Annotated in this window: 10 protein-coding genes; 7 read left to right on the plus strand and 3 right to left on the minus strand. The window is 34.6% G+C overall.

The genetic code is table 11. The features are described from left to right. Positions 1-72: 72 nt before the first annotated feature. Genes NZ579_01725 through NZ579_01740 form a run of 4 tightly spaced genes read left to right on the plus strand, consistent with a single transcriptional unit; the run spans position 73 to position 3,702 of the window. Positions 73-1,017: a zinc metalloprotease HtpX gene (locus NZ579_01725; protein MCS7298664.1), complete on the plus strand. Its 945-nt coding sequence runs from the start codon at positions 73-75 to the stop codon at positions 1,015-1,017. Next, the gene (gene ispD / locus NZ579_01730) at positions 1,017-1,715 is read left to right on the plus strand and encodes a 2-C-methyl-D-erythritol 4-phosphate cytidylyltransferase (protein ID MCS7298665.1); all 699 of its coding nucleotides are present in this window, start codon (positions 1,017-1,019) and stop codon (positions 1,713-1,715) included. Before NZ579_01725 ends, ispD begins: the two co-directional genes overlap by 1 nt. Before the next feature lie 50 nt (positions 1,716-1,765). After that, on the plus strand, positions 1,766-2,785 hold the full coding sequence (locus NZ579_01735) for an aspartate-semialdehyde dehydrogenase (protein MCS7298666.1): 1,020 nt from the start codon (positions 1,766-1,768) through the stop codon (positions 2,783-2,785). A 47-nt stretch (positions 2,786-2,832) separates the two neighbouring features. After that, positions 2,833-3,702 (plus strand): DUF2225 domain-containing protein, encoded by an 870-nt coding sequence (locus NZ579_01740; protein MCS7298667.1) that lies wholly within the window; start codon positions 2,833-2,835, stop codon positions 3,700-3,702. Between the two features lie 216 nt (positions 3,703-3,918). Here NZ579_01740 and NZ579_01745 read toward each other — a convergent pair whose 3' ends face one another. Further along, complete coding sequence (locus NZ579_01745) at positions 3,919-6,000, minus strand: hypothetical protein (protein MCS7298668.1); 2,082 nt, start codon at positions 5,998-6,000, stop codon at positions 3,919-3,921. A 143-nt stretch (positions 6,001-6,143) separates the two neighbouring features. Here NZ579_01745 and NZ579_01750 point away from each other — a divergent pair, with 143 nt between their 5' ends. Further along, entirely contained in the window at positions 6,144-7,511 is a 1,368-nt protein-coding gene (locus NZ579_01750; GenBank protein ID MCS7298669.1) for a hypothetical protein, read from the plus strand. An 83-nt stretch (positions 7,512-7,594) separates the two neighbouring features. Further along, positions 7,595-9,022: an RtcB family protein gene (locus tag NZ579_01755; GenBank protein ID MCS7298670.1), complete on the plus strand. Its 1,428-nt coding sequence runs from the start codon at positions 7,595-7,597 to the stop codon at positions 9,020-9,022. Between the two features lie 198 nt (positions 9,023-9,220). Here NZ579_01755 and NZ579_01760 read toward each other — a convergent pair whose 3' ends face one another. Next, positions 9,221-9,562, minus strand: a complete 342-nt coding sequence (locus tag NZ579_01760; GenBank protein ID MCS7298671.1) for a flagellar biosynthesis anti-sigma factor FlgM — start codon at positions 9,560-9,562, stop codon at positions 9,221-9,223. Between the two features lie 182 nt (positions 9,563-9,744). Between NZ579_01760 and NZ579_01765 the strand changes: the two genes are divergently transcribed. Then, complete coding sequence (locus NZ579_01765; GenBank protein MCS7298672.1) at positions 9,745-12,588, plus strand: HD domain-containing protein; 2,844 nt, start codon at positions 9,745-9,747, stop codon at positions 12,586-12,588. On the opposite strand, the gene NZ579_01770 is transcribed toward NZ579_01765, so the two are convergent. Next, on the minus strand, positions 12,589-13,926 hold the full coding sequence (locus tag NZ579_01770; protein MCS7298673.1) for a hypothetical protein: 1,338 nt from the start codon (positions 13,924-13,926) through the stop codon (positions 12,589-12,591). Positions 13,927-13,930 lie beyond the last annotated feature (4 nt).

Here is a 13,930-nt window from a genome sequence, read left to right on the forward strand (position 1 = left end):
TCCTTACCTACTTGACTAGAATCTTGGAATTTTATTATATTTATAACGGCTTTTATGTAATGGAGGTTAATTATGCTCTCTCTTACCATGAGGATGGTATTCATCATAGGGGCACTATTCGGTATCCTATATCTCGTGATAGCACTGGTAGGTCAGCAAGGAGTGATGTTCAATCTAGCACTATCTGGAGTTATCTTGCTCATACAATATCTCATAGCTCCAAAAATAGTTGAATGGAGTATGAGAGTAAGATACATTTCTGACAACGAGTATCCGGAAATACACAGAATGGTAGAAGAGATGGCACAACAAGCAGGAATACCTAAACCAAAGATTGGAATATCTGATATGCCAATAGCAAACGCATTTGCGTTTGGAAGAAGTGTAAGAGATGGAAGAGTAGCACTTACCACCGAGATTATGAGAATTCTGAATAGAGATGAACTCAGAGCAGTGATAGGTCATGAGATTGCCCATATAAAGAATAGAGATATGCTTATAACAACACTCGTCTCCGTAATACCTATGATACTATACAACCTTTCTATCTTCTTTATGTATTTTGGTGGAGGTAATAACAGAGAAGGGAATCCTGGTGCTTTGATTGGCATCCTGATGTTAATCTTATACTTTATCTCAAATCTCCTAGTCCTCGCAATCTCAAGGGTAAGAGAATACCTAGCGGACTACGGCTCCGTGAAGTTCGGTAATCCCCCAGAACACCTGGCAAGCGCTTTGTATAAGTTGGTTTATTCTTCTGCCGTAGCGGAAGAGGAAGAAAAAGCCCAAGTTGCAGGTCTCAAAGCATTCTTCTTGAATGACCCAAGCGTAGCAGAAGAAGAGATAAGAGAACTAGCACAGTTGGATACTAATAGAAACTTCCAAATTGATAGATCTGAACTTGAGCAACTTAAGAGAGGTAAAATAAGAGTTTCGCTAGGAGAAAAAATGATGGAGTTATTTACAACACATCCTAACATGCTTAAGAGAATTAAGAAACTATCTGAATATGTATAATGTATAATGATAGACAAGTTATTGCCATCGTCCTAGCAGGTGGCAAAGGACAACGGTTTGGTAAAGATATACCTAAACAATTATATGAACTAAACGGACATCCAATAATTTATTATTCATTAAAGGTTTTTAACTCAGATCACTTTATTGACGAAATAATCGTCGTTTCTAACAAAGAATACTTGGAAGCAACGAGAAATATATGTAATATTTTCCATAAAGTCAGTGATGTTGTTGTTGGTGGCGAGACAAGAAGTCTTTCATCAATGAACGGAGTTATGTCGGTTAGGAATCTAAACTCTTATGTGCTGATACACGATAGTGCTAGACCATTCGTAACAAACGAACTTATAAGACAATTGCTTTCAAATGTTGAAGAAACCGGTGCAGTCATACCTGTTTTAAGATCTGTTGATACACTCGTTGAAGTAAGAAGCGATAGATATGTCGCGAATACTCTTGATAGAAACTCAGTATTCAGAGTTCAAACCCCCCAGTGCTTCAAGTATGAGGTTATATTTGAGGCATATAGAAGGTATTTAGGCAAATTCGTTGATTTGCCTGATGACAGCTCTTTAGTCATTAAGGAAGGAATTTCAAGAGTAAAAACTATTGAAGGTGATGAAAGAAATATTAAAATCACCACTCAAGAAGACATTCTTATCAGCATAAACTTTTCAAGTTTCTATTCTTTTTGAAACACTAATTTTATCTCTTTGATAATACATAGTCTTATAAGGAGTTGAATATGTCTGAAAAGATAGTAGCAGTAGTTGGTGCAACTGGAGCAGTCGGACAAGAGATGATCAAAACATTAGAACAAAGGAACTTTCCTGTCAAAGAACTCTATCTTTTCGCATCCGAAAGAAGTAAGGGAAAGAAACTTAAATTCAAAGGTGTTGATATTGAAGTCTTGGAACTCAAAGAAGACGTATTTAAGAAGTATAGGATTGAGATTGCATTATTTTCCGCTGGTGCTGATACATCAAAAAAGTTTTCTCCTATCGCAGCGAAAGACGGAACAATAGTTATTGATAATTCCAGTGCTTTTAGAATGGATGATAACGTTCCGTTAGTGATACCAGAGGTTAATCCCGAAGATGTGAAGTGGCACAAAGGCATAATAGCAAACCCAAACTGCTCTACAATCCAGATGCTTGTCGCTCTAAAACCTATCTATGACTACTCAAGAATAAAGAGAATCATAGTATCAACATACCAAGCAGTTTCAGGAGCAGGAGGAATGGCAATTCAGGAACTAGAGGATGAAATCAAAACTTACTCAACATTAGGTAGAGATGGAATACTAAACTATAAACCTACCAAATTCCCTTATCCTATCTTTATGAATGTTATACCTAGGATTGATGTTGTGCTTGATAACTTATACACAAAGGAAGAGATGAAGATAGTTAATGAGACGAGGAAAATGCTTCACGATAATGAAATAAAGATATCAGCAACTACCGTCAGAGTACCTGTTGTAAAAGGGCATAGCGAGGCTGTATGGATAGAAACTGAAAAAAAGGTAACATCGGAGAAAGCAAGAGAATTATTAAGTAATGCTAAAGGTGTTAAACTTATGGATGACCCATTCAAGGATGTTTATCCTACTCCCATCTTCAACGGACATGACACAGACGATGTCTATGTTGGAAGGATAAGAGAGGATATTTCAACTGAAAACGGTCTTGTAATGTGGATAGTAGCAGATAACTTAAGAAAAGGAGCAGCACTCAACGCAGTCCAGATAGCAGAAATACTTTAAAATTCTTTAATTTGACACAGTAGTATAGATTTTTTCAGATTTCACTTATGCCAGAACTTACTTTCTTTTCAAAAGAACCTATAGAATGTCCTGTTTGTGGTTATACTTTTAAGCGAGAAGAACTAATGAGTGGTGGTGGTAGATTAAACGCAGGTAGGCTAACCGAAGAATTAAGAAGGTTATATATCCCAACCCAGAAGTGGGGAAAAGTAAACCCACTTATATATCCAGTTACAGTGTGTCCTAACTGTTTGTATGCGGCGTATAAGGATGACTTTGTCAATAAGTATCTCTCGCAAGAAGAGATAACAAGGTTAGAGAGTTATAGGAAAGTTAGAGGTGAGTATGCTATATCAATAATACGAACAGTTGATTTTGAGAGACAAAGAGACCTAAAGCATGGATTACTTAGTTATATACTCGCTATTAGTTCATACTCATTTCAATCAAAAAAACTCGCACCTTCATTCAAGAAGGCTGTATCTGCCTTAAGGGGGGCATGGTTAGCAGGAGATTTACTTGAGGAAGAGAAGAAACAAGAATACGCTAGATTACAGCTACTACTATACAAAAAGGCTCTTGAATTTTACACTACATTCATTGAAAAACAATCAAGACGAGAAGAAACAATTGACGGTATAAAATTCTTTGGCCCAGATACTGACAAGGACTTTGGTTTTGACGGTATCATATACATTCAAGCAGTTTTGAAATACAGACTTTTGTTTCTTGAAGAAGACCCTGAAAAGAAACTTAAAATACTCTCCGACTGCAAAAGAGATATAGCAAAATTCGTAGGTATAGGAAAGAAAAGCCCCGATAAACCTGCCGATGTTCTTGAGATGGGCAGGGATTTGTACGATAGAATGACAAAAGATGAAGAAGAATTACAGAAGCAACTAGGAATAAAAACATAGAATCATTAAGTCTAGACTCTCTTCAACACCATACTTCATCTTTAACAACATTCAACTCACCTTTTTGTCTAATAACTTTCCTTATACATAGTTTTCAGTTAATACTACTGTTTTCTCCATCCTAACAACTACCTTCGTTTTGCACCAGTTTGATTTCACTTAACCCCCTACCCTACAAACTTGGATAACTTAATTTATTCGGATTCAAGCAAGGTTTTATTTTCTAGCAAGTTTCAGTTGATTTGACCTCACATCGTAGAAGAATATCATAGGTTTGCCGTTATAAACGATAATAGATGAGTAGCCTCCTGCTTTCATACTTGATACCACCTGTATATCCCATTTGCTTCCATCATAGTAAGCATACCTTATCTCCTTCTTTGACTCAACGAAGTATGATATGTGAGGATTACCTTTCTCATCAACAAATATGGATGTAAACCTACCAGGGTCATCTTTTCTATCCACTACCTGTATGTTCCATTTACCTTTGGTTTTCACTGCATATTTAAGTGCTTTGAGAGTTGAGTCGTAGTATGAGACATGTATATTGCCAAACTTATCAATTTTCATACTTGAGTAATACCCTACCTTACCATCGGCATCAATTACCTCAAACCTCCAACCTGCTTCTGTTTCATCCACTCCCTTCCTACAATACTTGATATCACCGTTAGCGTTATCAAGATAGACTATATGCACAACATTGTTGAAAACAGAAATACTCGTATCACTACCGACATTCTCATAGCTATCAGGAACTGAAACTTCCCATCTATCCATCTTTATGTTGTATGTCAAATATCTCAAACTACCTAGTGTATAGTTGTAATATGATATGTGAGGAACACCTCTTTCATCAACTACTATGCTTGTGTATCTACCTGCCTTATCTTGATTGTCCAGTGTGAAGATTTTCCACTCCCTACCCTCCTTTATCGCATACCTTAAGTCCTCATCATCCCATCGTTCGTTTATGTACGTGTAAGAGATATGTATCCTGTTAAAATTGTCAACAAATATGGAAGGATACCTACCAGAATCTACATCCTTATCTACCACTTCTATAATCCATCTGTCGCTTTGATTTTTCCTAAAAGCATAAAACAGATTTTTAGAGTTGAAGTTATAGTACGCAAGATGTATGTTGTTATCACTATCCACGAATGATGAGAGGTTGAAACCTGAACCGGACGTTGAGTCTACAATCTCCTCAAACCAATTATCCAATAGTACAGAAAACTTAACTTTGGAAGTATTACCTAACTTATCCAAAGCGGTTATGAATATCTCGTAAGAACCATTTTTGAACTTAGTTGAATCAAAAGTGAAAACTACTCTATCTTTTTCTCTCCTTGATTGTATCGTCTGATTACCTATAGAAACAGAGTAGTTTGATAATCCAACATCCTCGTCACTAAACTTAGCGTAGAACTCAAAAATACCACGAACAATCGTCTTGTTTGTTAATCCTTCAACCACTATAGTAGGAGGAGTCTTATCTACTTTTATCCATCTAGAAGATTCGTAGAATTTACCTTTTATATCCTCAGCTCTAATGGATACTGAATAAAATCCTGTAGGTAAAGAAGTTATATCAATTTCCATACTACCTACAGGTTCCTTGTTAGATTCAGAGAATAAGTTCTGTCCAGTGAAATCGTTAATTTCAATGTAAGTCATCTTGAAATTTTGAATAGCAGTTGAAGCAAACTCTTTGTTAAATACCACCTTGTATTTCAAATTTATGTAGTCCTTGTAATAATCCAATCCTTCATCATCTATATTCAGCTCAACTGATGATATGTATTCACTCTCACGAATCTCCTCAACTTGTGGTAGAACTATTTCAGGTTTCAATTCCGGTTTAACATCTTCATACCTTGGAATATTCCTAACCTTCACAGGCTTAACCTTGTACTTTCTTTTTACTATCTCCTTCGGCTTGACTTCAGGAACGAATAGAAATACTATTTGATTGGTGTAAAGGTTGTTGTTTCTATCTCCTAAAACAACTACTAAATTGTTAGTTCTCTCTGACAACTCTACCCGAGTAGATAATTCTTCCTTCGGCTCTGATAAGAGTATAAGTCTTTCGTTTAGAAAAACCCTAACTTTTGTTGTATTTTGAATATTACCCTCAAGCCTCAAAAGAACCTCAAGATTTTTGTCTTTCACCAATTCCGCGTTTTTAGGATTTACGAATATCAAACCAACCTTTTCTTCTTGGTATTCACAACTACAACTTGCCAATGCTAGTAATGTCGTTAGAAGTAAAATACTTTTTAGAAACTTCATACACCTCTTCCTAACACAAGGATATAGTAAATAAGTAATTTACTACTTTCAAGATTGAAGGACTGAAGTTTGTAGGAGAGTTTAGTGAAAATCATAGCTAAATTTGAAAATTACACAAGTTTATTTGTAAAAATATTACTAGTATGGAGGGATTTATGGTGAGATTCGCATTGATATTCACTATAATATCATTATTGCTTGTTACCAGTGTAAGTGTGAATGCATCAGAATCAAGGTTAGTCGGGATGAATTACTTTAATTATTACAACCCTCTAGGAACATCATCACTAATTGAGGATAACTTCAACATTACTTACATTTCCGGTTATGTGAACTCTGACTCAAACTTCTTGGTAATAGAACCAAGACAGGGAAGTGTAGGTATATTTGATAACTCCTATGGAGTTGTAAAGTATTCAATAAACACACCTATAGAGAAGCTTAACATAGGTGCTATAATTAACTACCCATACTACGAACTCGCACTATTAACAAACTTCGTAGTCTCATTAACAACTACTTTAAACGATCACTTGAGAAACAGAATTGAAGTTTTGTTAGGTGTTAGTCAGATATTGGGCATCAAACTATTAAGACCATATTTAGGTTTTGGATATGCTAGTGATTATACAAACTTTAATATATCACTCTATCAGGGAGATACTTTAACAAACTCTGTTAATGCAAGACAATCTATATCTCAGATAAAGATAATATTAGGGAGTATAGTTGATCTTTCGTTTATTAAGGTTGACGCTAGTGTTAAGATTTATCTACCTTCTTACGAAAATTCCTATAGAACGAATGTTCCTCAAGTGAATAACTACCAAAACTTTATAGAAGAGAAGTCAGGAGGAGCTTTCGGTTTAGATATAACTGCTCAACCAAGACTAGGACTCGGCGGAACATCATATCTTCTAGGTATTGCTAGATACTTTACCTATTCTCTACCTGCATCTCAAGTGATTAGAGTTGACATCAATGGCGATGGTAATCTTGAAGCAGATACGACTGTAAACCAAGATTACCAGAATGTTATCATAACAACGGGTGCTTCGTTTAACACTTACATAAATAACATACTTGTTTCTTTAGGTCTCTCTCTAGGTATTCAGAATTCATTTAGGAAAACTGCTTCAGGTAATCAAGAGTTTTCCACTTCTACATCATCAATGTATGTTCCGATATTCGCATCGTTTGAAATACCATTTGTAGATTGGTTTTTAATCAGAGGAGGATTATCAAAGTATATCTACCAGAATTATTACTCTGAAGTGAATAATAGGCAAATCAATGGGACCGTAATAGATAACAGTCTTTCAACACCTCTATCATCTCTGTCTTTGGGTTTCTCAATAAAACCAATCAAGGATTTATCACTGGACTGGGTCGTAAGTTATTCATTCCTGAACAGTGTTATAGTAAATGGAACTCTACCCTGGATATTGAGTGGTGCAACAGGTTTCAATAATGTTACATATCTGTTCAGTATTGAATATAGAATTCCGTAGTATTTTGAAATTTTCTAACTGGTAAATACTACTAAATCATTTATAATTAACATAATAATCCTAATTCGTCTTAGGTGTGATGTATGAAAACTACAAATATTGAAATGGTAAATGAATACGAATGGATATACAAAAGAAGAGAAGGGATGAATACGAATGTTAGGTTTTTTTGTTCAAAGGAAATTCTTGAAGGTATGGATGATGCTGTTTTGACGCAGGCTATTAATGTTTCTTACCTACCTGGTATAGTTGGGGACGTGATTGTTCTTCCTGATGCACACTGGGGGTATGGCTTTCCAATAGGGAGCGTGACTGCTTTTGATGAGAATGGTGTTTTTACAGTAGGAGGTGTGGGATTTGATATAAACTGTGGTGTTAGGACATTAAAAACAGACTTACAATTAGGAAGAATTTCAAAAAAGGATCTAGAACTCCTTTCAAAGAAGCTATTTGAAACTATCCCAGCCGGTCTTGGCAAAGATGGGGATATTAAACTCTCAAAGAAAGAACTTTTCAAAGTTTTAACAGAAGGCGTTAAATGGTGTCTTGATAATGGATATGCAGAAAGAGAAGACATTGAAAACATAGAAGAGAATGGAACTGTTGAATCTGCTATACCAGACTATATTAGTGAAGAAGCGATAGAAAGGGAGAAGGGACAGATTGGGACTCTAGGGTCTGGGAATCATTATCTAGAGGTTCAGGTTGTTGATGAGATATACAATAGAAGTATAGCAGAAGTATTTGGACTTTTTGAAGGACAAATTGTGATAACGATACATACTGGCTCAAGAGGTTTCGGACATCAAGTAAATACAGACTTCATTAGGATATTTCTCAATGCAGTTGAAAAATACAAAATACCTATTAAAGAAAAGGAACTTGCCTGTGCTCCAATAAAATCAGATGAAGGTAGGAGATACCTAGGTGCAGTGAAATGTGCTATAAATTACGCATTTGCAAATAGACAAATTATTACATACTTGGTAAGAAAGGTATTTAAGAAGGTTTTTAGAAACACATCAGTGGAAATACTTTATGATGTTGGTCATAACAATGTCAAGGAGGAGTTACATAATATAGACGGTAAGAGGAAAAAAGTTTTCGTTCATAGAAAAGGAAGCACTAGAGGTTTTGGTCCTGGAACATTAGGTATTCCCGAGAAGTATTCAAAGACGGGACAACCTGTGATAGTAGGTGGCTCAATGGGATCATTCTCGTACATTCTATCTGGAACAGATATTGCTATGGAGAAAACATTCGGTTCAACGATACATGGTGCAGGCAGGTCTCTGTCAAGAAACCAAGCAAAGAAAAATTTTCCTTACGAGAAGATTATAAAGCAACTTGAAAATAGAGGTATAACTGTTTTGTCATCATCAAAAGCCGGTATCTCTGAAGAAGCACCACAAGCATACAAGGATATAGACAAAGTTATAGAGTCTGTTTCTTCATCAAGAATATCAAATAAGGTAGCACGACTAAGACCAATAATAACGATAAAAGGATGAAAATATAATTTACACTATCCAGCCACACACATACCTTAACATAGCATTTGTTTGCAGAAATAGATGATAACCAAAGATAGGTGACAAAAACTAGTTTTTCAAACTCAATAAGATTATAAGATCGACGATCCTAATTACTCTGACTGTTTAGAAAGAAAATTCAAAATCAAGGGTTAATTTATACCTTATCACTGATGGTTAAATTTTACCATCCTCTTTCCTAATCATAGCGGATGCGATAATCTCATCACTTATCTTCTTTGAAACATTTTCTATAGCTTTCTCACTCTTGTATTCACCAGACTCTATAAACCTCTTGCCTCTCTCAACCGCTGATTGTCTTATGTCTGGAGTGTTTCTTATGGTTGCTAGTGCTACATCCTCAGCCTGTTTTCTTTGAAGTATCTGTTTTGCATCTTCTGATATACTAACCTCATCTCTTGAAACCTGGTTATTTTGATTGATATTTACCTTCCCACCTTTGCTTACAGTATTATTTGGCTTTATTGGTTCAGGACCACCAACACCTCTTATAAACATAAAAGCACCTCTTATTCAACTCTATTATCGGTTATATTATGAATAATGTTAAGTTTTAATTCAACAAACAATTATTCCAAAGCAATCAAGTCTATCTCACAGGTTATCAAAGCTCCAGACTGTAAGATTTCTTGAAACTATTTGATTGTTAATTATATTTTTATTGGACACTAGGTGAAGTTATGATTGAGATATTATTAGCGTGTTTCATAAATTATTCCGTTTTCACAATATATTCTCTTCTGATAACTCTGGTAGAAAGGAAGAAACTGTTAGGTTTCCTACAAGAGTTATCAATATTCCTAATCTTTATTTCTCTTCTTATGGCGACCTTGTTAAAGATCCTTAATCTTCAGGTATTTCTATATGATTTACTCATATATCTATCAGCATTTTTATCGTTGATTATCCTTAATATCAGACTTGCTGATTACATAAGAACTAAAAAGTTTTACAAATACAAAACAATTAATCTTTTAAGATTGCTACTAGTTTATTCATCCGTAGCTGCTGTTATCTTAGTAGTAGTTTCAATAGTCTTTCTAGATGATTTATCATTCAAAAATCTACTCATAGTCCTAATAATACTCGCATCATCTATATCAATATTCTCAATAATATATTTGAAGATAACTAATGAAATATCAAGATTAAAGATTTTTGAAGATCTTTCACTAATAATTCCACTCTTAGTATCAGTTGTTTTGGATCTATATAGGGTTGATAGTGAAATATTTATATCCTTCATTCCATTTTCAATATCACCAATACTTCGTTCTGTTGTATCTTCTATCTCACCACTATCATACAATCAGGAGATCAGAGTCAAGATACTTGCCTTATTTTTAAGCGCGTCTCTTACGGTCCTTCCAATTCTGTATATTAGCATAATATCCTTAGTCAATTTATATGCATCTCACCAATTATTGGTCATTTCAAGTTTTTTTGTACTCATGTTATCGGCACTTATATCGGTAGTGATATACAAACTAATCCTTAACAAGATTAATGATGTTTTGACTAAATTTGTGAGAATGAATATAAGTAGTATAAGAGAAGAAGAAGTATCTTCGTTGACGGTAGGAGAGTTAGTCAATAGACTTCAAAAATTCATTGAGAGGTTTTTTGGTAGGAACATAGTGGAGCTATACACTTTTAGTAGCTTTGAGAAAACATTGAACCCATTTGTAGTGCTGGATGGTGATAAGGGCTTTGTGGAATCAGCAAAGAATTTTAAACTTACAGATAAAGACTTAAATATTCTAGTTTCAAGGTTTCACAAATTCTTCACAAAGGATAATGTTGAAAGTCCTGAATTCTTCAAAAAGTCTGATAACGATATTCTGATACCTATTACCTATCAAGGTGAGCTTAAATTTGTATTGACCATAAGGTTATCTGATAGATTTGAGATAAATAGAGCAGTGAAGACTTTCCTATCAGAGATATTCCACTTACTACTATTAGAAACACAATCAGTAATTACAAGAGAGTTAGCAATAGACTCTCAGTATAGTGCCTTGCTGTTTATCAAAGACACTGATTTAAGACAAGAGATAACAACTTCGCTTCTGATAAACAATTTCAATGTTTTCAGTGTGAATAATTATTACGAAGCATTGAAGGTCCTTGAAAAGATGGATATAGACCTGTTGATATGTGATAACGAGGTTGATAATAAGTCTGGCATTAGCCTTATAAGGAATATAGAGTCTATACCAACAAAATCGCATATTTTTAGTGTGCTCTTATTCTACGACTTTAACGAAGAGACATCAAGAGAAACACTTGAAACATTCTCAGATATCCAGATGATGGTAAAAAACGATTTTCTTTACATAAACAACATGATTTCTTATGTAATAAGTAATCTAATAGCTAAAAAGAGGATTGAGAAGACTTTTAAAAACATAACAAGTTTAAGCTTACATTCAACAGTATTATTAGACAAGATACTTGGTTACAAAACAACTTCGTTTGATGATGTAGAGATTGAGATAATTTCAAAACTACTCCTACAACCAGATGTGAATACTCCTTCATTTTTGGCCATAGGTGAAATAAAGAGAACATACATAAGGTCTAAAGTGTTTGCGATACTGCAAGGAAGACAAATAACATACTTGGACACTGTGGATATCCCTATTGAGTTTTACTCTAGGAAGAAGTTTGGCAGGAACAAAGTTATTTATTCAGACTATGTTGAAGAAGGTATTCCTCCTCGTGAATTCTCAAACCTTATATCAAAAGAGATATCTAGCATAGTTAATCCTATATACAATTTTCTAGCAGTTTCAACAGAGGATTCGGCGATAATATCCATAAATTATTCCTCAAGAATATCTTCGTGGGATATAGACCTAATGAGATCTTTGCTAGTTAACTATCTACTTATGAAAGCGATATATGAGGAGGTTAAAGAGGTGGACAATGCCTTTGTATATACTATGCAATCTCTTGCAAGGGCAGCTGAAGAAATGGATGAAGAGACAGGTTTTCATATATACAGAGTAGGAGAATATTCAAAGATGCTTTCAAAATACCTAGGATTCAGTGATGAGTTCTGCAACTCTATATATTATGCTTCACAAATGCACGATATAGGTAAGTTAAAGATTCCTAGGGAGATACTCAGAAAACCAGGGATACTGACACCAGAAGAATTTGAAATAATGAAGGAACATACAATAGCAGGAGCAATAATTTTAGGAGATCATCAGAAGTTAAGTATGGCTAAGGATATAGCATTATCACACCATGAGAGATGGGATGGTAGCGGCTATCCTTACGGATTGGAAAAGGACAAAATTCCAATAAGTGCTAGAATAGTAGCAATATCAGATGTGTATGATGCGCTAAGATCACCAAGAACCTACAAGCCAGAATTTGAACATGAAAAAGCTGTAAAAATAATTATTGAAGGTGATGGTAGGACTAAACCATCTCATTTTGACCCAGATATACTACAAGCATTCAAAGAGTTGCATCATAAATTTGAAGAGATATATCGGAAGTATAAGGAATAGCTATTCCCCTTGTTCCCTAATCTTTTTGATCTCTTCTAGCGTATATTCTGATAGCTTCTCGTAAGCATCAATAATCTTATCCTTATCCATAAGTTCCTTTCTAGCCAGTTCCTCAACAATCTCGTGTGCTCTAGTGATCTCCTTTAGTTGGATGATCTCCTGTCTAGCCAGTTCTTCAACAATCTCGTGTGCTTGTATTAATTTATCTCTTTCTATCAGTTCTTTTCTAGCCATATCCTCAACAATCTCGTAGGCTTTATTTATCTTATCTCTTTCTATGAGTTCCTGTCTTGCTAATTCCTCAACAACTTCAAGAGCTTTTATGGTTTTATCCATATCAATCTTTTCTTGTCTGTCTAGTTCTTGAACAGAATCATAAGCCTTTATTACCTTATCAAAGAATTCTCTGTTTTTTGATATATAGCTCTGCAAATTTTCATAAGCAGAAAGTATTCCATACAGTTCAATAAACTGTTTTCTCTTAACCTCATCAAGTATCTCATAAGCTTTGAGTATATTATCCATCTCCATCTTCTCTTTTCTCATAAACTCTTCTATGATCTCGTGTGCTTCTATTATCTTTAATGCTGTAGGTAAATCAATTTCCCCTATCTTAGGAATTGCAATATACCATCTCTCGTTTATCAACTCTTTTGCTACTTCTTTCATTTTGATCTCATTATTTCTATCAACTATTCCCAGTCTGATTAGAGATTCTATAAAAATATCAAATAGATACTTAGTTGTTTTTACAATATTTTCTTTTTCTTTTCTTGCGAAGTCTTCAAGACTCTCATAAGCCTTTATAATATTATCCGCCTCTTTTCTCTCCTCTTGTGCTAGTTGTATAACACTATCTTTAGCCTCAGCTTCTTTTCTGAGAGACATCATCTCCTCTCTTGCTAGTTCTTCTGCTACTTCAAAAGCCTGTATTATTTTATCTCGTTCCTTTATATCTTTAGCCATCATGTCAGAAACTACTTCCATAGCCTTTATGACCTTATCTCTATCTAGGAGTTCTTTTCTGGCAAGCTCTTCAACTATTTCCCTAGCTACCAACTCCTTCTTGGCTTGTCTTAATTCATCCGCACTCATCTCAAGAATCTTTTCTTCTGCCTCTATTATCTCATCTTTCTCTCTTAGTTCTGATTGTGTCAACAACTGAACACGTTCTTGTGCTTCAATTGTCTTGTATGCATCTAAAAGTTCATTTCTACTTATCTCGGATACAGATTCATAAGCTTTTATTATCTTTTCAAGATCTCTTATAATTTTCTCTTTCTCTTCAAGTTTCTTTTTAAGTATTTCAATATTGTCTTCTTCTTTTCTACTCTTCATAAAA

It is taken from the genome of Spirochaetota bacterium, assembly GCA_025061835.1.
In the GTDB taxonomy this organism is placed as follows: Bacteria; Spirochaetota; Brevinematia; order DTOW01; family DTOW01; genus SKYB106.